This is a genomic window from Geothrix oryzisoli (genome assembly GCF_022808865.1).
Taxonomy (GTDB): Bacteria; Acidobacteriota; Holophagae; order Holophagales; family Holophagaceae; genus Geothrix; species Geothrix oryzisoli.
The window spans coordinates 828,953-849,369 of record NZ_JAKZLB010000001.1; the positions used below are offsets into that span (position 1 = coordinate 828,953).

Sequence of the window (20,417 nt, forward strand, 5' to 3'; positions counted from 1 at the left end):
AGCCATGCTGGACCTGCTGCTGATCCCCGCCGCGATCCTCCTGGCCCTGGCCCTGCGCGCGGTCCGGCGGGGCGAGCACCGGCTCCATGGCCACCTCATGATGGCGGCCTTCACCGTGGTCGGCCTGCGCGTCCTCCTGTACCCGAGGGACCTGGCCCGGCCCCACCTCCTGACCTGGCTCTCCGTCCTGTCCGTGGCCGGCATGACCATGCTGGCGGGGCGGGCCGCCCTGGCCTGGCGGGAGAGCCGCAGCACCCGGACCGCCGCCCCGCGGATCCACCGGGCCTTCGGGGCCGCGACCCTGATCGGGCTGGCGCTGACCACCCTGATCTGGATGCTGCGCCACCGGGCCTAGAGCCCCGGAGACCCGGAGCACCTCCACCCTGAGATCTCGGCTGGTGGTCGGAGAGCGGTCACGAGCGGCTCACCAGGGATCCTGAACGGTCTTCCCCGCCTCTGCATGCCGCAGCGCCTTGAGGCCGATGTCGTGCCGCACCTGCATGCCGGACCACTGGACCTGGGCAAGCGCCGCTTCGATGGCGGCCCGGGCCGCCGACAGGTCCGGCGCGGAGGTGGCCAGGTTCAGGACGCGGCCACCGTTCGTCAGCCACCGCCCATCCTGCTTCCGCGTTCCGGCGTGGATGACGGTGACGCCGGGTGTCCCGATCTGGATGGGCACCCCCTTCTTTGCCCCTTCCGGGTAGTCCTCGGCCGCCAGCACGACCGTGATGGCCGTGTGGGGTTTGAGCTTCAGCTCGCGAGGTCCCAGCCGGCCTTCGGCGACTTCCAGCAGCAGGGCCACCAGGTCCTCGTCCAGCAGCTGCATCAGCACCTGGGTCTCGGGATCCCCGAAGCGCACGTTGTACTCCAGCAGCTTGGGACCCGTCGCGGTCCACATCACGCCCAGGAACAGCACGCCCCGGGCCGACAGGCCATCCTCCCGGAGGCCCCGCACGGTGGGTTCGACCAACTCGGCGCGCATCCGCTCGATGTCCCCGGGGCGCAGGAAGGGGAGGGGTCCGAAGGCACCCATGCCGCCAGTGTTGGGGCCGCGGTCCCCTTCGAAGATGCGCTTGTGGTCCTGGCAGGCCGGCAGCAGGGCAAAGGCCGCGTGCCGGGCGTCCACGTCCACCAGCACATGCAGGGACAGTTCCATGCCGACCAGGGGTTCCTCGAAGACCACCGTCCGGCTGGCCTCCCCGAACTGGCCCGCCATGAAGGCCCGGAAGGTCTCCAGGGCCTCGGCCTCGGTCTCAGCCAGCACCACCCCCTTGCCCGCCGCCAATCCATCGGCCTTGAGCACGATGGGGTAACCGTACGACCAGGAGCGGATGAGCGCTTCGCCCTCCGCCTGATCGGCCACGGTGCGGCTGGCCGCGCAGGGGATGCCGTGCCGCTCCATGAAGGCCTTGGCGACGGCCTTGCTGCCCTCCAGCCGCGCCGTGGCGGCGCCGTGGCCGAACACGGGGATGCCCAGGGCCCGCACCGCATCCGCCACACCGGCCACCAGGGGCACCTCGGGCCCGACCACCACCAGCTCCGGCCGGTTCGCGGCGCACCAGGCGCCCACGGCCGCGGGTGCCTCCAGGTCCAGCGCCACACAGGTCCCCAGCTCCCCCAAGGCATCGCTCCCGGGCGCGGAGATGAGCTCCACGGGGGTGGCCGAAGCCTTGAGCTTCAGCGCCAGTGCATGTTCCCGGCCACCCGAGCCGAGGAGCAGGATCTTCATGGAACCTCCGGAGACTCCAGTATCGCCTGGGAGGGCAGGACCGGTGTCGCCGGAGGCGTCCACCCACGCCTGGTTGGGGCCCCGGCCGGTCCACCCCCGGAAGCGGGCCTTTCGCCCAGCGCAGGTGGGACTGACCCCTGAACCCTGGCCAGGCTTGCGTCTCCGCCTCAAGTTGACCGGCGTTCCCCGCCCGACGGATCGCCGCTCCGGGCTCCCTTCACCCGCCGCCGGGGCCCAGCCCCGACTGTTTTCCTATCGGAGGCAACATGAACCGCATCTCGACCTCCCTCTTCGTGGCCGTGGCGGCCTTCGCCGGCCTGGCCCTTCAGGCCGAGGACTTCCAGCCGCTGATGAAGACCTCCCTGGCCACCTGGCCGGCGAAGCAGCACCTCGGCGTGATCTGCGACTACAGGGCCAGCCGCGACGAGGTGATGGCCCTGGCCCGGGCCGCCGGCGAAGGGGCCTTCATCACCGTGGTCGACGTCCGCCGCGTCGAGGAAGCGGCCCTCGCCGCCAACCTCATCGCCAACCACAAGGCGGACTACCTGGTGCTCCTGCCGGGTGACCGGTTGTTCCGGGACGGCGCTTTCGGCGCCACCCTCGCCATCTCCCACCTCGGCCAGCGGGGCGTTCCCGCCATCGGAACCACCCCCGTAGCCCTCAAGCAAGGGGCGGTGTTCAGCATGGGTGACGGCACCCGGGGCGAGCTGCTGGTCACGGACCGCCTCATCGGCACCGTGGACGTGATCCTGCCCAGCTCCGCCATGACCGAGAAGGGTGCACTGGTGCTGCGGGAGGCGGGCATGGCCACCATCGCGGTACTGCCGGCCGAGTGACCCCAGGAGATCCAGGACGAGGCCCGGCAACCGCCGGGCTTCGTCCTGCTCAGAGCCATTCCCCGAACTGGTCCCGGTAGGTCCGGCTGAGGGTGAGCCGGGTGCCATCCCGCATGATCACGAGGTGGTCCCCCCCGGTCCAGGGCTGGAATTCCCGGATGCAGTCGAGGTTGACGATGGCGGAGCGGTGGATGCGCCGGAACTGGGCCGGATCCAGCCGGGCGAGCAGCCCGGTCATGGTCTGCCGCAGCAGGTGCGAGGTGCCCTCCACGTGAAGCCGGACGTAGTTGTCCTCGGCCTCGACCCACTGCAGGGCGTTCGTCCGCACCAGGATGTACCGGTCTCCCTGGCGCACCAGGAGGCGGTCCACCCAGGGCCGGTCCCGGCGGAGGCTGGTCATGAGGGCTTCCAGGTCCGGTCCATCGCCCGGCGCGTTGCGCTGGCACCAGCGGCGGGCCCGCTCCAGAGCCTGGTGGAAGCGCTCGGGCGAGAAGGGCTTCAGCAGATAGTCCAGGGCATGCACCTCGAAGGCCTTGAGGGCGTGCTGGTCGTAGGCGGTGACGAAGAGGGTGGGCGGCATGCGGTCCGCCCCCACGGCCTCCACCACGCCGAAGCCGTCCAGCTCCGGCATCTGGATGTCCAGGAAGACCAGATCCGGCGAAAGTTCCTCAATGGCCTTCACCGCCTCGAGGCCGTCGGTGCACTCGCCCACCACCTCGATGTCCGTGGACCGGCGCAGCAGGTGGCGGATGCGCTGGCGGGCCAGAGCCTCGTCGTCCACCACCAGGGCCCGGAGATTCATGGCACCTCCCCGCCCACGGCTTCGAGGGGCAGTCGGAGCACCACGAGGGTACCTCGGCCGGGGACCCCGAGGATGTCCATCTGATGCCGCCCCTTGTAGATCAGTCCCAGGCGGGCCCGGATGCTGCCCAGGCCCACGCCTTCACGGCCCGGCAGATAGCCCTCTCCGTCATCCTGCACTTCCAGTGTCAGATACTCCGAATCCCGGGAGGCCCGCACACGAAGATGGCCACCCAGGGAGCGGTCGGAGAGGCCGTGCCTGATGGCATTCTCCACAAGGGGCTGAAGGATGAAGCTGGGCACCCGCAGGTCCTGCAGCCCGGTGTGGACGTCCAATTCGACCTGCAAGCGCCCCTGGAAGCGCACCTGCTCGATGGCCAGGTAGGCCTTGATGAAGGCGAGTTCCTTCCGCAAGGGCACTATCTGATCCGGCGGGGCGTCCAGGGTCATCCGGAGGAAGCCCCCCAGGCGGCTGATCATGTCATCCGCGCCGTCCGGGTTCTCATGGATCAGGGCGGAGATGGAATTGAGCGTGTTGAACAGGAAATGGGGCTGAAGCTGCATGCGCAAGGCAAGGTTCTGGGCTTCGGCGAAGCGGGCCTCCAGCTGGGCGGCCTCGACCTCGCGGGCCTTGTACTTCCGATAGATCCGGAGGGCGTGGAAGGCCGCCACCACGGCCCACATCAAGAGCAGATTCGTATGGAAGTAGGCCCGGTAGAAGCGGGGCAGGTCCTTGCGGACCCTCGCCAGATCGATCGCCTTCCCCCAGGCCGACTCGAGCAGAAGCGAAACCAGGTAGGCCAGGAAGAGCCCCAGCGCCGCCACGAGGATGCTCGCCAGGAGGTGCAGGATCCAGGTCCGCCACTGGGACCAGGTGAAGGATTCGATGGAATGCCGGTCCGCCAGCCAGATGAGGTAGAGGCCCAGCAGGCCCCAGACGCCGTTCTGCAACAGGTTCAGCAGGAGGAGGCGCAGCACCGGCGCCGAGGGGTACATGACCATGTCCCAGGTGGCCATGTAGAGCCCCATCAGGCCCCAGATGCCCCAGTACCACCGCCACTTCATCCCCGCGGGCTGCATGCCACAAGCCTAGTGGCCCGAAGAGGATCCCGCCAGCGGCCTGGGACCAGCCGAGGGATTCCAGGGGTGGCCTCCCGGGAAAGATCATCCATGGATCGGGAATGACCGGGTCCACCACCCCGAACGGGAGTAGGATGGGCCCGCCGGGAGGTCACCATGGCCACGATCACCCTGAACGGAGAGCTCCTCCACACCTGCGGCGAACTGCCCCACGTCGGCTCCGCCACTCCGCCCTTCACGGTCACCCGCACGGATCTCCGGGAAACCACGAGTGTGGACCTAGAAGGCAAGCGCGTCCTGCTGAGCATCTTCCCCAGCCTGGACACCCCGACCTGCGCGGAGAGCGTGCGGAAGTTCAATGCCCTGACCACGGATCTGAGTGACACGATCCTGCTGTGCGTGTCCATGGACCTGCCCTTCGCCCAGGAGCGCTTCTGCGGCTCCAAGAACCTGGAGCGCGCCGTCCCCGCCTCCACCTTCCGCCATCCCGAGTTCGGCGCCGCCTTCGGCCTCACCCTCATCGACGGGCCCATGCGGGGCCTCCTCGCCCGGGCCGTGGTGGCCCTGGACGAGAACGGCACCATCATCCACACGGAGCTGGTACCGGAGCTGACGCGGGAACCGGATTACGAATTGGCCGTCCACGCCATCCGGAGCCACCACCACCCATGCCCCGAGGATGCCCTCGAGAGCACAGAGTAGGCGGAATCACGCGAGACACGATTCCGCCTTGGTGAACGGATTCAGGGCTGCTTCGCCATCAGTCGCGCCCGCGTGTACGGGATCAACCCACCGGCATCCATGATCCCCTTGCGGGCGGCCGGCAGCTTGACCTGGTCATAGGTCTTGCCGGTGGTCCTGTTGACCACCTGGTCGGCGGTGATCAGCAAGTCATCACCTTCGCTGGCCTCGATGGCCGGGCAGATCACGACCTGGAGGCCCAGGTTGATGCTGTTCTGGAGGAAGATGCGGGAGATGCTCCGGGCCACCACCGCCACCTCGTGGCCCTTCAGCGTGGAGCAGGCCTGCTCGCGGCTGGAGCCGCAGCCGAAGTTCTCGCCGCCCACGATGATGGAGCCGGGCGCGAAGGCCTTGGCCTTGAGCTGGGCGTTGAACTCCGTGCGGTCGAAGAAGGCGAACTGGGGGGTCTCCGCAGGCAGCACGGTGGCCATGAAGCGGCCGGGATAGATGTCGTCGGTGCTGATGTCGTTGCCGAGCGAGATGATGACCTTGGCCATGGCTTACCCCTTCCTCGGGTCGGTGATGACGCCAGTGATGGCGGAGGCCGCGGCCACCACCGGGCTGCAGAGGTAGACCTCGCCCGTGGGGTTGCCCATGCGGCCCTTGAAGTTGCGGTTGGTGGTGCTGAGGGCCTTCTCGTGGTCCCCCAGGGCCCCCTCATGGACGCCCAGGCAGGGGCCGCAACCCGAGTTCATCACCACGGCTCCGGCCTTCATCAGGTCGTGGACATAGCCCTTGTCCAGGGCCTGGGCGAAGATCTTGCTCGAGGCCGGGAACACCAGCATGCGGGTGCCCTGGGCCACCTTCTTGCCCCGCAGGATGTCGGCGGCGGCGGCCAGATCGTCCAGCCGCCCGTTGGTGCAGCTGCCGATGACGATCTGCTGGATCCGCGTGCCGGCCACATCCCCGATGGGCTTCACGTTGTCCACCATGTGGGGGCAGGCGATCTGCGGCCCGAGCGTGGAGACGTCGATCTCCACCGTCTGGATGTAGTTGGCCTCCGGATCAGGCGTGACGCAGGGGATGGGATCGGTGACGCCAGCCTCCTCCCGCAGGTACCGCAGGGTCTCCGCGTCGCCGGGCACGATGCCCGAGGTGGCGCCGGCCTCCACGCTCATGTTGCAGATGGCGATGCGGCCGCTGGTGCTCATCTTCCGGATCGTCTCGCCATGGAACTCCAGCACCTTGTAGTTGGCGCCCTGGGCCGTGAGCTTCCCGATGAGGTGGAGGATCAGGTCCTTGGGACCCACGAAGGGCGGGAACTCCCCCTTGACCACCACCTTGATGGTGGCGGGCACCTCGATGTTCACCGCGATGCCCAGGCTCCACACCGAGGCCATCTCCGTGGCGCCGATGCCGAAGCTGAAGGCGCCCATGGCCCCGTGGCTCGTGGTGTGGGAGTCGGTGCCCACCACCACGAAGCCCGGTCGCACATAGCCGTACTCCGGCAGGATCTGGTGGCAGATGCCGCCCACGTCGCCGCGGACATCGTGGAACTTGGCGATGCCATTGGCGGCCACGAATTCGCGGATCTTCTTCTGGTTGGTGGCGGTCTTGGGCGATTCCGCCGGCACGCGGTGGTCGAAGATGATGGCGATCCGGGCGGGATCCCACACCTTCGGCTGCAGGCCGGTACCCTGGAACACCTCCAGGTACTGGTTGATCACCAGCGCCGCGTTCTCGTGGGACATGGCGAGGTCCACCTTGGGCTCCACCACGTCCCCGACCTTCACGGACGGCAGGCCCGCCGCGCGGGCCAGGATTTTCTCGACGACCGTCATGCCCATGGGAACCTCCTCAGATGACGCCTTTGGTTTTCAGTTCAGCCAGATCGGACTCGCCCAGCCCCATGTGCCCATAGACCTCGGCGTTGTGCTCGCCCAGCAGCGGCGGCGGTGCGTCCACGGAGCCCGGCGTCTTCTCGAACAGCGCCGTCAATCCGAAGACCTCGATCTCGCCTACGCCGGCCACCTGCACCTTGCGGAGCACGTCACGGTGCCGGATCTGCGGCTGCCGCAGGGCTTCCTCCAGCCCCAGGATCTCCCCGCTCGGAACATCCTTCGCGTTCAGTGCCTCCACCCAGAAACTGGTCGGTTTCTGGGCGAGCCGAACCTCAAGCAACGGCGTAAGGGCCTTGCGGTTCTTCTTGCGGGTGTCCCGCTCCTGGAACCGGGGGTCCGTCTTCAGCTCAGGCACCCCCAGCACCTCGCAGACGGCCTCCCACTGCTCCTGCTTGTTGGCCGCGATGTTGATGTGACCGTCCTGCGTGCGGAAGGTGCCGCTGGGAGCGGCCGTGAAGTTGTCGTTGCCCATGAGTACGGGCTGCTCGCCGCCGATGAGGAGGTTCGCCGCCACCCAGCCCATGAGAGGCATGATGCTGTCCAGCAGCGCGATGTCGATGGACTGGCCCTGCCCCGTGCGCTCCCGGTGGAAAAGCGCCGCCATCACCGCGAAGGCCGCGTTCAGGCCGCCCACGGTGTCGCAGACGGGGAAGCCGGTGCGCAGAGGGCTCAGGCGTTCGTCGCCGTTGACGGCCATCTCGCCCGACAGTCCCTGGATGATCTGGTCGTAGGCGGGCTTCAGGGCATCGGGGCCCGTCTGGCCGAAGCCGGAGATGGCGCAGTAGATGAGCCTCGGATTGAGCTCCGCCAGGCTCTTGTAGCCGAGGCCCAGCCGGTCCATGACACCGGGGCGGAAGTTCTCCACCACCACATCCGCGTCCTTCACCAGCTTCCGGAACAGCTCCTTGCCTTCGGGGGACTTGGTGTTCAGGGTGATGGACTTCTTGTTGCAGTTCTGGGCCAGGAAGCTGGTGCCCATGAGCTTCTTGTTCAGTTCGGGAACAATGCCCAGCTTGCGGGCGAGGTCGCCGTCCTTGGGGTTCTCCACCTTGATGACCTCGGCCCCGAGCAGGGCCATGTGGAGGGTGGTGAACGGACCGGACAGGACATTGGTGAGGTCCAGGACCTTGATGCCTTCGAGGATCTTCCTGCTCATGCCGTCACCTTCGCAGCGATGGGCCCAGTCTTGTAGACACAGCCGGGGAGTTCGCGACCGAAGTGCCTGGCCACGTCCCTGGTGGTGCCGATGAGGGCCGCCAGGTCGATGTCCATGCGCTGTCCGGTCCGCTGGAGGCCATGCACCAGGTCCTCCGTGGCCACGTTGCCGGCCGCCACCTTGGTGAAGGGGCAGCCGCCGAGGCCGCCGAAGCTGGTCTCGATGGCCGTGGCGCCGGCTTCCATGGCGGCGTAGACGCTGGCCATGCCCAGGCCGTAGGTGTTGTGGATGTGGGCCGTGACCTCGGCGGTCGGATCGAGCTCCAGCACCTTATGCACATAGCGTCGGACCTGGTCGGGGTGCGAGTGCCCGGCCGTGTCCGCGAGGCTGATGGCGGTGAGTCCGGCCTCCAGGTAGGCGGCCACGATGCCCAGCACGCGCTCCTCGGGGATGGGCCCTTCGAAGCCGCAGCCGAACGCGCTCTGCACGCTCACCTGCACTTTGCGGCCGGCCTGCCTGGCCGCCAGGGCCGTGGCGATGATGCGCCGCTGCGCCTCCTCCGTGCCCATGCCGGTGTTCTTGCGGCTGTGGGTCTCGGAGGCGGACACGCCCAGGCAGATGAGCGGCACGCCCACCTCCAGGGCCCGGTCCAGCCCCTTCTCGTTGAGCACCAGGCCCGACAGCAGGGCCCGGTGGGACTCCTTCGCGAGGATGCGGAACAGGTCGTCGGTATCCGCCATCTGGGGCACCTTGTCGCCCCGCACGAAGGAACCCACCTGTACGATGTCCACGCCCGAATCCGCCACGCGGCGGATCCAGTCGAGCTTCAGCTCCGTGGGCACCACGGCGGCTTCGACCTGGAGGCCATCGCGGGGGCCGACTTCGTGGATGAGGATGCGAGCCATGGCCGCCTCAGAGCTTCCGCGCGATCGCCTCGCCCATGTCGAGGGTCGAGGCGCTGCCGCCCATGTCGTAGGTGCGGACCTTCCCTTCGGCGATGACGGCGGCCACGGCCTTCTCGAGGCGCGTCCCCTTCTCCGTCTCGCCCAGCCAGTCGAGCATCATCTTGGCGGCCAGGATGGTCGCGATGGGGTTCACCTTGTACTGGCCGGCGTACTTCGGCGCGCTGCCGTGGCTGGGCTCGAAGACCGCCAGCTTCTCGCCGATGTTGCCGGAGCAGCCGAAGCCCAGGCCGCCCACCATCTGGGCCGCCAGGTCGCTCACGATGTCCCCGAAGAGGTTCGTCGCCACCATCACGCCGTAGTTCTTCGGGTTCTTCAGCATCCACATGGTGATGGCGTCGACGTTGGCGTCATCCATGGCGATGCCCGGGTACTCCTTGGCGATGCGCTTGCCGGTCTCCAGGAACATGCCTTCCGTGGCCCGCACCACGTTGGCCTTGTGGATGACCGTGACCTTGGGGTAGCCGAAGGTCTTCGCGTATTCGAAGGCGGCGCGGATGATGCGGTCGCAGCCCTTCTGGGTGTTCACCTTGCAGGTGATGGCGAACTGGTCGCCGGGGAGGTCGGCGAAATGGGCGAAGGGTTTGCTCAGCTTCTTCAGGGTCGCCTTCAGCTCATCGGGAACGGGGCTGAACTCCACCCCGGAATAGAGGTCCTCGGTGTTCTCGCGGAAGATCACCATGTCGATGTCCTCCTTGTAGTTCAGGGGATTGCCCGCATAGGCCTTGCAGGGCCGCAGGCAGGTGTAGAGGTCGAACATCTGCCGCATGCGGACGATGGGGCTGCGGTAGACGAGGCCCTTCCCCTTGAGCTCCGGCACCAGCTCGGCCTCGGCATCCTTCACGGGCTTGGAGGTGATGGCGCCGAACATGGCGGCATGGCTCTGCTTGAGGAGGTCGATGGTGCGCTGGGGGAAGGACTCCCCTTCCGTGCGCCAGAATTCCCAGCCGATGTCGCCATGGGTGTAGGTGGCGTCGAACTTCAAGGCATCGAGGCAGATCCGGGCCGCCTCCATGACCTCGACGCCCACGCCGTCGCCGGGCAACCACGCGATGTTGAACTGGCTCATGATCAGGCTCCTTCGGGCAGGGGTCTGCGGTTCGGCGCGACATGCGCCGGAATCGCCCAATCATGACCTCCCCGTTAAGTTTGAGCCCCGATCGCCATCACAATTCCGGCGGAAAAGGTGGGTTTCGATTCTCCGGACCTACAGATCGTCAAAAATGACCGGTCACTTGCAGGCCAGCCAGCTGTCGCCGGTGCGGACCTCCGCCGCCAGCTTCACGCCCAGGGCGCCCAGATCATCGGCCCCCTCCATGGCCTCCTTCAGCAGAGCCGAGGCCCGCTCCACCTCCTCCGGCGGCGCCTCCATGAGCAGCTCGTCGTGGACCTGGAGCAGCAGCCGCGCCTGAAGGCCCGAGGCCTGGAGGCTGCGGTGCAGGCGCACCATGGCCCGGCGCATCAGGTCGGCGGCGGTGCCCTGCACGATGGTGTTCACGGCCTCGCGCAGCCCCTGGGCCTGGAACTGCTTGTTGGGGCTCTCCAGCTCGGGGATCCGCCGGATGCGGCCCCAGTGCGTGCGCACCAGGCCCTCCGCCAGCGCCTTCTCCTTGGCACCCTCGATCCAGGCGGCCACCTTGGGCATGCGCTCGAAGTAGCGCTCGATGAAGGCCTTGGCCTCCTTCTGGCTGACACCGATGTTGGCGGCCAGGGCGAAGGCCCCCTGGCCATAGAGCAGGCCGAAGTTGACGGCCTTGGACGCGCTGCGCTGCTCCGAGGTGACCTGGTCCATGGGGACATTGAAGACTTCCGAGGCCGTGCGCCGATGGATGTCCTCCCCGGCGGCGAAGGCGCCCAGCAGCACCGGATCCTCGGCCAGGGCCGCCACCACCCGCAGCTCGATCTGGCTGTAGTCGGCGTCCAGCAGGACCCAGCCGGGCTCGGGCACGAAGGCGCCCCGGATGGCGCGGCCCTCCTCGGTGCGGATGGGGATGTTCTGGAGGTTGGGATCGCTGGAGGCCAGGCGACCCGACGCCACCGCCGCCTGGTGCAGGCGCGTGTGCACGCGGCCCGTGACCGGGTTCACCATCTGCGGCAACGCCTCCACGTAGGTGCCCAGCAGCTTCACCATCTGCCGATGGCGCAGCAGTTCGCTGGCGATCTCGGCACCCTGCTTCTCGGCCAGCTCCTGGAGAACGTCCTCGTCCGTGCTGGGCGCCTTGGTCTTGCCAGTGTACTTCACGGGCTTGTAGCCCAGCTTCCCGAAGAGGATGGCCCCCAGCTGCGTGGGACTGTTCAGGTTGAAGGGCTCGCCAGCGAGCTCGAGGACGCGGGCCTCGGCGCGCTTGCGTTCGCCGTGCATGCGCACGGCGAGTTGGGAGAGGACCTCCAGGTCCAGCCGCACGCCATGGCCTTCGAGAGCCGCCAGGGCATCCACGAGCGGAAGATCCACCTCTTCGTAGAGCCGCTTCAGCCGGTCATCCGCGAGCATGACCCGCAGCTTGTCGCAGAGCTGGAGCGCGAGATCGGCGTCCTCCGCGGCGTACTGCACGGCGTGCTCGAATTCGGCCTCGTCGAACCGCTTCTGCGCCTTGCCCTTCCCCACCACTTCCTCGAAGGCGATGGGCTTCACGTCCAGCAGGCGCACGGACAGGTCGTCCAGGTTGTGGCGGACCCCGCTTTCCAGGAGGAAGCTCAGCACCATGCTGTCATCGGCCAGCCCCGCCACGGGCATCCCATGGCGGGCCAGCACCTGGAGGTCGTACTTGAGGTTCTGGCCGCACTTGCCCACCGCCGGATCGGCGAACAGCGGCGCCAGGACCCGCCGGGCCGCCGCAAAGGGGACATTGCGCGGATCGAGGTGCGACGCCAGCTCGGCGAAGAAGGTGGCCGCCTCGCCCCGCAGGTCCAGCAGGGACTCGGGCAGACCCGAATCCGGCAACAGCCCGGGCAGGGAACCTTCGGTATCGGCCGTGGCCGGCTTCAGATGGGCCAGCGGGACATAGAGGCCCTCATTGGCCGCCCAGGCCAGGCTCAGGCCCACGATATGGCCCCGAGTGGGGTCGATGCTGGTGGTTTCCGTGTCGAGGCCGAAGCGGCCCGCGGCGCGGCAGGCGGCGACGGCGGCCTCCAGATCCGCCACGGTGGCCGCGGAGCGGTACTTCCGCTCGCTGCCGGCCTCCCGGGCGCTCTGCGTGAACTCCTTGGTGAGAGTCTGGAAGCCCAGGGCCTTGAAGGTCTCCCGGGCCTTCGCCTCGTCCACGCCGGGGTAGACGAGATCCTTCGGATGCAGGGGCAGCGTCAGGTCCGTCACCACGGTGACCAGGCGCCTAGTGAGGTCCAGCCATTCAGCGGCGGCCTCCAGCCCTTCGCGCTGTTTCGGCTTCAGGTCGGCCCTGGCGGCGATGACGCCATCCAGGCTGCCGTGCTTCTCCAGCAGCAGGGCCGCCCCCTTCTCGCCGATGCCGGGGACGCCCTTCACATTGTCGGAGGCGTCGCCCACCAGGCTGAGGAAGTCCACCACCTGCTCGGGCCACACGCCCATGCGGGTCTTCACGCCCTCACGGTCGTGCCAGATCTCGCCGTCCTTGGTGTTCAGCACCTGGATCTTCAGGCCGTCGTCCACCAGCTGCAGCAGGTCCTTGTCGGGGCTGACGATGACCGCGGGCAGGCCGTGGGCGGCGGATTCGCGGGCCAGCGTGCCCATGACGTCGTCCGCCTCGTAGCCCGACAGCTCCACGATGGGGATGTTCAGGGCCTCCACCAGCTGCCGGATCATGGGGATCTGCGGGCGCAGGTCCTCCGGCATCTCCGCCCGGTTGGCCTTGTACTCCGGATAGAGCTCGTGCCGGAAGGTGGGCCCCGGCATGTCGAACACGCAGGCGATGTGCGTGGGCTGGTGCTTCTCCAGCAGCTGGAGCACCAGCCGCGTGAAGGTGTAGGCCGCGCCGTTCTTCAGCCGTGGATTGGCGAAGTAGGCCCGAAAAATGAAGGCGAAGGTGTCGATGAGGTACAGGCGGTCTTCAGACATGCCCTCAGTCTGGCAGGACTCGCCCCAGGGTCACCTCAGTCCGTAGGCGCGGCGCAGGATCGCCTCCCACCAGGACGCAGGCAGAAGCGCCTTCAGCTTGCCGGCCCAGAAGGCATCCCGACCGATGACCACGCGCCGCGGCGGGTGCTCAGCCACCAGGGCCTTCAGGAGCTTCCGGGCGCAGCGCTGGGCATCCATGGCGAAGCGCTCGCCCTGCTGCTTCCGCACCGCCAAGTAGCGGGCGAGGATGGCCTCGTAGCGCGTGCCGCGGGCCCGCTCGGGCAGGTCGCCCCAGGCCTTCGTCAGCGTCTCCCGGAATTCCGTGCGGATGGCACCGGGCTCCACCAGCACCACCGCCACCTCCCGGCCGACCTCCAGGCGCAGGCTTTCCGCCAGGGCCACCACCGCGTGCTTGGAGGCGTTGTAGGGGCCCGCCAGGGGGATGGACAGGCGCCCCAGCATGGAGGCCACCTGGAGGATCCGCGCGCCGGGTTCCCGTCGCAGCAGGGGCAGGAAGGCGCTCGTCACCTGGTGGAGGCCGATGACATTCGTTTCGAACTGCGCGCGGAGTTCCTCCGCGCGGAGGAGTTCAAGGGGCCCTACCTGGCCGTAGCCGGCGTTGTTCACGAGGGCTTTGAGGGGCAGATCCTCACAGGCGTTGACCGCGGCGGCGATGCTGGCCGCCTCGGTCACATCCAGCGCCAGCACGCGCAGGTCCTCGCCCGGAGGCAGATCCGCCAGCGTCTCCACCCGCCGCGCCGTGGCCACCACGCCCCATCCCGCCGCGCGGCAGAGCGGCACCAGGGCCCGCCCGATACCCGTCGAACACCCTGTGATGAGGACCCAGTGACGCATCTATTCATCTTTTCACATACCTGCAAAACGGGGCGCCGTCGGCGCCCCGTTTTGCAGGTACCGCCTTCGGCGGAACTACTTCTTCTTCGCGGGGGCCTTGGCGGCGGCCTTCGACTCGATCTTGGTGGCCACCTGCTTGTAGGTGACGGTCACCTTGTCGCCGACCTTGAGCGCATCCTTCCCGGCGGTGCCGGCGTCGGTGTAGAAGCGCCAGGCTTCCTTGCCGAGGTCCAGGGTGAAGCTGTCCGGAGCCACTTCCTTCACGGTGCCGGTCTTCTGATAGCTGGCGGCCGCGGCGGCCCAGCCGAGGGCGGCGCCGAGGATGGCCGTGGCCGAAAGAACGGCGAGAGGCTTCATGCGCATGGGGCTCTCCTTGAAAAGGTGCCCCAAGGCTAGCAGTCCCCCATGAAAGGGCAAGAACTACACGATGGCCAGCAGCCCCACCAGCCAGAAACTCAGATCCACGCTCAACTCGAAGCGATGCCTGCCGGCGGTGAACCGCTCGTGGAACAGCCAGAGGTACAGCATCGGGTAGGCGGCGCAGACGACCAGGACCAGGGCCACGGCCAGGGGGTGCCCATGCTGGCGGTTGTCGAAGGTGAGCCAGAGGGTGCCGGCCAGCAGGGTTCCCAGGAGCCCCACCAGCACCGCCTTGGTGGCCGACTTGCCCATGAGGATCGGCAGGGTCTCCTTCCCGACGATCTGGTCGTTCTGCATGTCCCGGATCTCGTAGATCACCGTGCGGACGAAGGCCAGGACACCCACCAGGAAGACGGCTGCGAAGGCGCGGAGATCCCAGCCCCGGCCCTCCTGCCAGACCGGCATGATGACGGCCACGGTGGCCAGCGCCAGGGATACCACCACATCCTTGGAACCCGGGATGTTCCGCAGGCTGAAGGTCCGGCCGCCCAGCGGGAAGCGCCGCTTGTAGCCCGCGCCCACCACGGAAGCGGCCAGGGCCACGGCCAGAGCCTTCCCGCCCAGGCTGGCGGCCAGCCCGAGGGTGATTGCCAGGGCCGTTCCCCCCGCCGACAGCAGGATGCGGCGGTTGCGCTCCAGGAAGCGCGCCCGGGCGGGCCCCTTGGCACCGAGGCCCAGGGGATCCAGGAAGGGGGTCAGCAGGTACATGGCCAGCACGTAGGTTCCCGCCAGCAGCGGGTAGCGCCAACCCAGGGGCAGGCCCAGCCACTTGTGCACACCGAGGGTCATGAAGGCGGCGCCCATGGCCAGCAGCGAGGAGCTGCCGAAGGCCGCCTGCAGAAAATTGCGCCAGCGGCTTGGACCGTCGCCCAGCTGCTCCAGGACGTCCACCACCTCATCCACCAGCCAGGTGGGCGTGGAGGCGCCGGCCAGCACGCCCACGGTCTCGCGGCCGGTGAAGGCCCCGAGGTCCAGCTCCGCGGCGGTTTCCACATACTGGACGGGCTTGCCGTAGTGGTGGGCCAGCTCGGCCAGGTGCTTGGTGTTGCTGGAGGCCTTGCCGCCCACGACGATGACGGTGTCCACGGTGCGGGCCAGGGATTTGGCCTCGTCCTGGCGCATCCAGGTGTCCTCGCAGATGGTGTTCTCGAAGACGGCATCCCCGGCGCGGGTGCGGATGTAGTCGGTGATGGCGTGGTAGTCCTTCACGGTGAAGGTGGTCTGCGCCACCACCAGCACCTTCTTGAGCTGCTCGTCCGTCAGGGCCTCGGCCTCGGCCATGTTCGCGACGATGGCCGAGCCGCTGTCCGCGAAGCTGCGGTGCGCCACGCTCTCCGCATGGCCGTGGCTGCCCAGGATCACGGTGAAGTAGCCCTTGGGGCTCCATTTCTTGATCTTGTGGTGGACCTTCGCCACCTCGGGACAGGTGGCGTTGACGATCTTCACCTCGCCCCGGGCCTGCCGCTCCTTGAGGCCGCGCAGATCCTGGATGGGGATGCCATGGGCCCGGATGACCACCGTGCCGTTCTGCACCTGGTCCGGTGCCGCCGCCACGGCCACGCCCCGCTTGCCGATGAGCTCGAGCGCTTGAGGATTGTGGATGAGCGGTCCCAGCGTCTGCACGGTGCGGCCATCGTTGCGCACCGAGGCCTCCAGCACCGCGTCCATGGCGCGCTTGACGCCCCAGCAGAAGCCCGCGGTCTTGGCGACGATCACTTTCATGGGCGCTCCACAATTCTGACTGGTTTAGTCGGATTACCTATCATAGCGCCCGGGCCACGCCTACGCACCGTTCGAGATGAGGAAAGAGACCGATCGGGTACCCTGGCTTCCACCACGCCACCTTCACCTTCTCCTGGGACCCTTCCCCATGGATTTCGCCCCCTCCGACAAGGATCGGCCTCTGAAGGAGGACATCCGGCTCCTCGGGCGCCTGCTCGGAGACACGGTCCGGGAGCAGGAGGGTGAGGAGACCTTCCAACTCATCGAACGGATCCGGCAGAGCGGGGTGAGGTTCCGCCGCACCGCGGATGCCGCGGCGGGCGATGAGCTCAAGGCGACCCTGCGGGACCTCAGCCCCGGCCTCGCCATCCGGGTGGTCCGGGCCTTCAGCTACTTCTCCCAGCTGGCCAACCTGGCGGAGGACCAGCACCACCTGCGCCGCTCCCGGGCGCACCGCATGGAGGACACCAAGCCCCGGCCCAGCTCCCTGGACCACGCCCTGGACCGCGCCGCCGAGGCGGGACTCGACACCGGCGCCTTGCGCGCCTTCTTCGCCGGCGCCCAGGTCCGTCCGGTCCTCACCGCCCACCCCACCGAGGTGCAGCGCAAGAGCATCCTCAATGCCCAGATGGGGATCGCCCGGCTGCTGGACGAGCGGGACCGCCATGCGGCGACGCCAAGGGAGGCGGCCCTCCGGGACGAGCAGCTGCAGCGGCAGGTGCAGCTGCTGTGGCAGACCCGGATGCTGCGCCCCCAGCAGCCCGCAGTCGCCGACGAGGTGGCCAGCGCCCTCGCCACCTTCGACCGCACCTTTCTCCGGGAGGTCCCGGCCCTCTACGCGGACCTGGAGGACCGCCTGGGCGAAGATCCCGCCTGGGGCGACCAGGAGTTACCGCCCTTCCTCCAGATCGGCAGCTGGATCGGCGGGGACCGCGATGGCAATCCCTTCGTCACCGCCGAGGTGCTCCAGCAGACCCTGCGGACCCAGTCGCGCACCATCCTCGGCCACCTGCTGCGGGAGACCCGCACCCTCGCGGAGGAACTCTCCCTCAGCCTGCAGGTGTCCCGGGCCTCCCAGGAGGTGCTCGAGCTGGCGGAGCGCTCCCCGGACCAGGCCGTCCGGCATGCGGACGAGGCCTACCGGCGGGCCCTCTCGCTGATCTTCGACCGGCTGTCGGCCACGCAGCAGCAGGCGCTGGCCTCCGACGGCGGACCGCTGCCCGGCTCCGCCCCGCCCTACGCGTCCCCCGCCGAACTCCAGGCGGACCTGGACCTCCTGGATCGTTCCCTGCGGACCCACGGCGGGCGGTTGCTGGCGCGGGGGCGCCTGCGGGAGCTGCGGCGGGCGGTGTCGGTGTTCGGCTTCCACCTCGCGCCCCTGGACCTGCGGCAGAGTTCCGACGCCCATGAGCGGGTGGTGGCCGAGCTGCTGGAGGCCGTGCGGCCCGGGACCAGGTACCTGGGCCTGGCCGAAGCGGAACGGGTGACCCTGCTGATGGCCGAGCTGGAGAGCCCCCGTCCCCTCGCCTCGCCCTACCTGGCCTACAGCGAGGCGGCCCAGGGCGAGCTGACCCTGTTCCGCGCCGCCGCCGAAGCCCAGCAGCGCCTGGGGCCCGAGGCGCTCCCCAGCTGCATCGTCAGCCACACCGAAGGCGTCTCCGACCTGCTGGAGGCCGCCGTGATGCTGCGGGAGGCCGGCCTCCTGCGACCAGCCGAGGACCGCCTCGACCTCAACCTCATCCCCCTCTTCGAGACCATCGAGGACCTCCAGCGCTGCGGCGAGATCCTGGATGGCCTGCTCGCCCTGCCCCTCTACCGCCGCCTGCTGGATGGCCGGGGCGGCGTGCAGGAGGTGATGCTGGGGTATTCGGACAGCAACAAGGACGGCGGCTTCCTGACCTCGCGCTGGGAGCTCTACAAGGCAGAGACCCGCCTGGTGGCAGTGGCGGCGCGCCACGGCATCCGCCTGCGGCTCTTCCACGGCCGGGGTGGGTCCGTGGGCCGCGGCGGCGGCCCCAGCTACGAGGCCATCCTGGCCCAGCCCCCCGGCGCCGTGCAGGGCCAGATCCGCCTCACCGAGCAGGGCGAAGTGATCGCCGCCAAGTACGGCCATCCAGCCGTGGGCCGCCGCAACCTCGAGGTGCTGGTGGCGGCCACCCTGGAGGCCAGCCTCCCGGACGCGGACGGCGCGAGCCTGGATCCGCGCTTCCCGGAAGCCATGGACGCCCTGTCCGAAGCGGCCTGCCGGGCCTACCGCGACCTCGTCTACGGCACGGAGGGCTTCGAGCGGTTCTTCTGGGAATCCACCCCCATCGCCGAGATCGCCCAGCTCAACATCGGCTCCCGGCCCGCCAGCCGGAAGGCGAGCCGGGCCATCGCCGACCTCCGTGCCATCCCCTGGGTCTTCAGCTGGAGCCAGTGCCGGCTGATGCTGCCGGGCTGGTACGGCTTCGGCTCCGCGGTGGCCGCCTTCGAGCGCGCCCGCGGCGAGGCCGGTCTGGCGCTCCTGAGGGAGATGCACGCCCGCTGGCCCACCTTCCGCAGCCTGCTGTCCAGCATGGACATGGTCCTGGCCAAGGTGGACCTGGGGATCGCCTCCCGCTATGCGGACCTGGTGGAGGACGCGGTCCTGCGGGACCGGATCTTCGAGCGCCTCCGGGCCGAGTGCGAAGCCACCCTCCATGCCCTGAAGGCCATCACCGGGCAGCGCGAGCTGCTGGAGGACAATCCCGCCCTGAGGCGCTCCATCCAGCACCGCTTCCCCTACCTCGACCCTCTGAACCACCTCCAGGTGGAGCTGCTGCGCCGCTACCGCGCCAGCGACAGCGACGACCTCACCGTGCGCAGCATCCTCCTCACCATCAACGGCATCGCCGCGGGCCTGCGGAACAGCGGCTGAGCCCGGGCCCCGGAGCGGCGGGGCCCAGGCTCACAAAGCCTTGGAGGGGTTCAGAACCCTCCGGTCCCCTGGGGCGAACCCACGCCCGTGACGTAGTCCCATCCCACCAGGCACGGGAAGCCGTTGCTTCCGGAGGTGATGTCGCGGAAGACCGGGGTGGCCGGAGGATTCAGGTAGTTGGCGTAGATCGCCGTGAGCAGCTGGGTGGTGTTCGTGAAGGTCCCGCCGCCCAGGTTCACCATGCCGGCCATGCAGGGGGAGGAGACGCTCGTGCCGCCCACCACCCACCAGCCGGACCGCCCGTGGTAGCTCGTGGTGTCGTACACCGCCACCCCCGTGTTCGGATCCGCATCGGAGGAGATGTCCGGCACACCCCGGCCGGAACCCGTCATGGACACGGCCACCTGCCAGCTGGGCTTCGCCTCGTAGGGGCTGTTGCCGCCGCCCCCGGAGCTCCAGCCGGTCTCGCCCGTGAAAGCGCCGTTGGCATCCGTGGCCACGCTGGTGCCCCCCACGGCGACGACATACGGCGAGGTGGAGGGGTAGATGGTCTTGCCGCCCGTATCCCCGCTGGCCGCGAAGAAGGTGGGCCCGTTCACGTTGAAGTGCGTGTCGTTGGCGGTCTCCCCCGAGGATTCACTGCCACCCCAGCTCATGGACACCTGCTTCACCCCCGCGAGGGACACCGCCAGGTCCACCGCGGCGTAGAGGTTGGCGTTGCTGTTGGACTGGGCCTCCACGAGGATGATCTTCGCGTTGGGCGCCATGGCGTGGGCCCACTCGATGTCGAGCGCCGCCTCCAGGGCCCACCCGGAATTGGTCCGGGGCTGCTTCCCGCCCTGGTAGACGACCTGGAAGACCGTGTTGGTGGAGGCCGTGGGGCTGGTGGAAGTCTCCTGGGGCAGCCCGAACGAAGCGGAGAAGGTGTTGAAGTCGCTCAAAGCCGTCGGGTAGTGATAGGCATCGATGATGGCGATGACATCGTGGCCCCCGGTGGCGGGAAGGTTGTAGAAGTCGCGGAGCTGCGTCGGGGACATGCCGCCCCCAGGTCCCAGGCCCCCGGCCGGACGGAGCAGGATCAGATGGTTCGTGTGGGATCTGAGGCCGACATCCTCCCGGGCCTCAAGGCTGGTATCGGGAATCAGGATGTCCCCGTGGATCACGGGGGGAGCCTCCTGCCCGGCGAGGCTGGCCAGAACCAGCCCGGATCCGAGGACCACCGCAAGTGCCTTCGTCCACCTCATGCCGCCCTCCCGTGATGCCGTCCGGGGCATCCGGACGCGATTCAGGACCGAATGGTATTTGATACCGTGTCTCATGATTATGAAACGGCACGGAAATCTAC

General features: G+C 68.6%; 17 protein-coding genes. 4 read left to right on the forward strand and 13 right to left on the reverse strand.

The genetic code is table 11. The annotated features are described in order from the left end of the window. Window positions 1-4 precede the first annotated feature (4 nt). Window positions 5-355, forward strand: a complete 351-nt coding sequence (locus MLE43_RS03805) for a hypothetical protein (RefSeq protein WP_243302125.1) — start codon at window positions 5-7, stop codon at window positions 353-355. A gap of 69 nt (window positions 356-424) precedes the next feature. Here MLE43_RS03805 and purD read toward each other — a convergent pair whose 3' ends face one another. Then, the gene (purD, locus tag MLE43_RS03810; protein WP_243302131.1) at window positions 425-1,729 is read right to left on the reverse strand and encodes a phosphoribosylamine--glycine ligase; all 1,305 of its coding nucleotides are present in this window, start codon (window positions 1,727-1,729) and stop codon (window positions 425-427) included. Window positions 1,730-1,995: 266 nt separating this feature from the next. On the opposite strand from purD, the gene MLE43_RS03815 reads away from it, so the two are divergent. Next, window positions 1,996-2,565 carry a hypothetical protein gene (locus tag MLE43_RS03815; protein ID WP_243302133.1) on the forward strand — a complete coding sequence of 190 codons (570 nt, stop codon included), beginning with the start codon at window positions 1,996-1,998 and terminating at the stop codon, window positions 2,563-2,565. A gap of 49 nt (window positions 2,566-2,614) precedes the next feature. Here the strand turns inward: MLE43_RS03815 and MLE43_RS03820 are convergent, their stop codons facing one another. Beyond that, window positions 2,615-3,367: a LytR/AlgR family response regulator transcription factor gene (locus MLE43_RS03820; protein ID WP_243302135.1), complete on the reverse strand. Its 753-nt coding sequence runs from the start codon at window positions 3,365-3,367 to the stop codon at window positions 2,615-2,617. After that, the gene (locus tag MLE43_RS03825; protein ID WP_243302137.1) at window positions 3,364-4,446 is read right to left on the reverse strand and encodes a sensor histidine kinase; all 1,083 of its coding nucleotides are present in this window, start codon (window positions 4,444-4,446) and stop codon (window positions 3,364-3,366) included. Before MLE43_RS03825 ends, MLE43_RS03820 begins: the two co-directional genes overlap by 4 nt. Before the next feature lie 156 nt (window positions 4,447-4,602). Here MLE43_RS03825 and tpx point away from each other — a divergent pair, with 156 nt between their 5' ends. Continuing rightward, on the forward strand, window positions 4,603-5,148 hold the full coding sequence (gene tpx / locus MLE43_RS03830) for a thiol peroxidase (protein ID WP_243302138.1): 546 nt from the start codon (window positions 4,603-4,605) through the stop codon (window positions 5,146-5,148). Between the two features lie 41 nt (window positions 5,149-5,189). On the opposite strand, the gene MLE43_RS03835 is transcribed toward tpx, so the two are convergent. The 9 genes from MLE43_RS03835 to ispH form a co-directional block, all read right to left on the reverse strand. Continuing rightward, window positions 5,190-5,684: a 3-isopropylmalate dehydratase small subunit gene (locus MLE43_RS03835; RefSeq protein ID WP_243302141.1), complete on the reverse strand. Its 495-nt coding sequence runs from the start codon at window positions 5,682-5,684 to the stop codon at window positions 5,190-5,192. Window positions 5,685-5,687: 3 nt separating this feature from the next. After that, the gene (locus MLE43_RS03840; protein ID WP_243302143.1) at window positions 5,688-6,974 is read right to left on the reverse strand and encodes a 3-isopropylmalate dehydratase large subunit; all 1,287 of its coding nucleotides are present in this window, start codon (window positions 6,972-6,974) and stop codon (window positions 5,688-5,690) included. A 10-nt stretch (window positions 6,975-6,984) separates the two neighbouring features. Beyond that, a complete protein-coding gene (locus MLE43_RS03845; RefSeq protein ID WP_243302144.1) occupies window positions 6,985-8,184 on the reverse strand; it encodes a CaiB/BaiF CoA transferase family protein in 1,200 nt (399 codons plus the stop codon). Beyond that, the gene (locus tag MLE43_RS03850) at window positions 8,181-9,089 is read right to left on the reverse strand and encodes a hydroxymethylglutaryl-CoA lyase (RefSeq protein ID WP_243302147.1); all 909 of its coding nucleotides are present in this window, start codon (window positions 9,087-9,089) and stop codon (window positions 8,181-8,183) included. The genes MLE43_RS03845 and MLE43_RS03850 overlap by 4 nt, the downstream gene beginning before the upstream one ends. Before the next feature lie 7 nt (window positions 9,090-9,096). Next, window positions 9,097-10,215 carry an isocitrate/isopropylmalate dehydrogenase family protein gene (locus tag MLE43_RS03855; RefSeq protein WP_243302149.1) on the reverse strand — a complete coding sequence of 373 codons (1,119 nt, stop codon included), beginning with the start codon at window positions 10,213-10,215 and terminating at the stop codon, window positions 9,097-9,099. Window positions 10,216-10,377: 162 nt separating this feature from the next. Beyond that, on the reverse strand, window positions 10,378-13,176 hold the full coding sequence (polA, locus tag MLE43_RS03860; protein ID WP_243302151.1) for a DNA polymerase I: 2,799 nt from the start codon (window positions 13,174-13,176) through the stop codon (window positions 10,378-10,380). A gap of 30 nt (window positions 13,177-13,206) precedes the next feature. Then, on the reverse strand, window positions 13,207-14,031 hold the full coding sequence (locus MLE43_RS03865) for an SDR family oxidoreductase (protein ID WP_243302152.1): 825 nt from the start codon (window positions 14,029-14,031) through the stop codon (window positions 13,207-13,209). Window positions 14,032-14,106: 75 nt separating this feature from the next. Beyond that, on the reverse strand, window positions 14,107-14,394 hold the full coding sequence (locus tag MLE43_RS03870) for a hypothetical protein (RefSeq protein ID WP_243302153.1): 288 nt from the start codon (window positions 14,392-14,394) through the stop codon (window positions 14,107-14,109). Window positions 14,395-14,451: 57 nt separating this feature from the next. Then, complete coding sequence (ispH, locus tag MLE43_RS03875) at window positions 14,452-16,173, reverse strand: 4-hydroxy-3-methylbut-2-enyl diphosphate reductase (RefSeq protein ID WP_243302154.1); 1,722 nt, start codon at window positions 16,171-16,173, stop codon at window positions 14,452-14,454. A gap of 148 nt (window positions 16,174-16,321) precedes the next feature. Here ispH and ppc point away from each other — a divergent pair, with 148 nt between their 5' ends. After that, window positions 16,322-19,072 (forward strand): phosphoenolpyruvate carboxylase, encoded by a 2,751-nt coding sequence (gene ppc / locus MLE43_RS03880; protein WP_243302155.1) that lies wholly within the window; start codon window positions 16,322-16,324, stop codon window positions 19,070-19,072. A gap of 50 nt (window positions 19,073-19,122) precedes the next feature. Here the strand turns inward: ppc and MLE43_RS03885 are convergent, their stop codons facing one another. Beyond that, the gene (locus tag MLE43_RS03885) at window positions 19,123-20,316 is read right to left on the reverse strand and encodes a S53 family peptidase (protein ID WP_243302156.1); all 1,194 of its coding nucleotides are present in this window, start codon (window positions 20,314-20,316) and stop codon (window positions 19,123-19,125) included. Between the last annotated feature and the right edge of the window lie 101 nt (window positions 20,317-20,417).

Excerpts from the sequence above, each read along its gene's own strand:
- MLE43_RS03865 (WP_243302152.1), bottom strand. The coding sequence starts at position 14,031 with ATGCGTCACTGGGTCCTCATCACAGGGTGTTCGACGGGTATCGGGCGG.
- MLE43_RS03820 (WP_243302135.1), bottom strand. The coding sequence starts at position 3,367 with ATGAATCTCCGGGCCCTGGTGGTGGACGACGAGGCTCTGGCCCGCCAG.
- MLE43_RS03850 (WP_243302147.1), bottom strand. The coding sequence starts at position 9,089 with ATGGCTCGCATCCTCATCCACGAAGTCGGCCCCCGCGATGGCCTCCAG.
- MLE43_RS03885 (WP_243302156.1), bottom strand. The coding sequence starts at position 20,316 with ATGAGGTGGACGAAGGCACTTGCGGTGGTCCTCGGATCCGGGCTGGTT.
- ppc (WP_243302155.1), top strand. The coding sequence starts at position 16,322 with ATGGATTTCGCCCCCTCCGACAAGGATCGGCCTCTGAAGGAGGACATC.
- MLE43_RS03835 (WP_243302141.1), bottom strand. The coding sequence starts at position 5,684 with ATGGCCAAGGTCATCATCTCGCTCGGCAACGACATCAGCACCGACGAC.
- MLE43_RS03855 (WP_243302149.1), bottom strand. The coding sequence starts at position 10,215 with ATGAGCCAGTTCAACATCGCGTGGTTGCCCGGCGACGGCGTGGGCGTC.
- MLE43_RS03870 (WP_243302153.1), bottom strand. The coding sequence starts at position 14,394 with ATGCGCATGAAGCCTCTCGCCGTTCTTTCGGCCACGGCCATCCTCGGC.
- MLE43_RS03815 (WP_243302133.1), top strand. The coding sequence starts at position 1,996 with ATGAACCGCATCTCGACCTCCCTCTTCGTGGCCGTGGCGGCCTTCGCC.
- purD (WP_243302131.1), bottom strand. The coding sequence starts at position 1,729 with ATGAAGATCCTGCTCCTCGGCTCGGGTGGCCGGGAACATGCACTGGCG.
- MLE43_RS03805 (WP_243302125.1), top strand. The coding sequence starts at position 5 with ATGCTGGACCTGCTGCTGATCCCCGCCGCGATCCTCCTGGCCCTGGCC.
- MLE43_RS03840 (WP_243302143.1), bottom strand. The coding sequence starts at position 6,974 with ATGGGCATGACGGTCGTCGAGAAAATCCTGGCCCGCGCGGCGGGCCTG.
- MLE43_RS03845 (WP_243302144.1), bottom strand. The coding sequence starts at position 8,184 with ATGAGCAGGAAGATCCTCGAAGGCATCAAGGTCCTGGACCTCACCAAT.
- MLE43_RS03825 (WP_243302137.1), bottom strand. The coding sequence starts at position 4,446 with ATGCAGCCCGCGGGGATGAAGTGGCGGTGGTACTGGGGCATCTGGGGC.
- polA (WP_243302151.1), bottom strand. The coding sequence starts at position 13,176 with ATGTCTGAAGACCGCCTGTACCTCATCGACACCTTCGCCTTCATTTTT.
- ispH (WP_243302154.1), bottom strand. The coding sequence starts at position 16,173 with ATGAAAGTGATCGTCGCCAAGACCGCGGGCTTCTGCTGGGGCGTCAAG.
- tpx (WP_243302138.1), top strand. The coding sequence starts at position 4,603 with ATGGCCACGATCACCCTGAACGGAGAGCTCCTCCACACCTGCGGCGAA.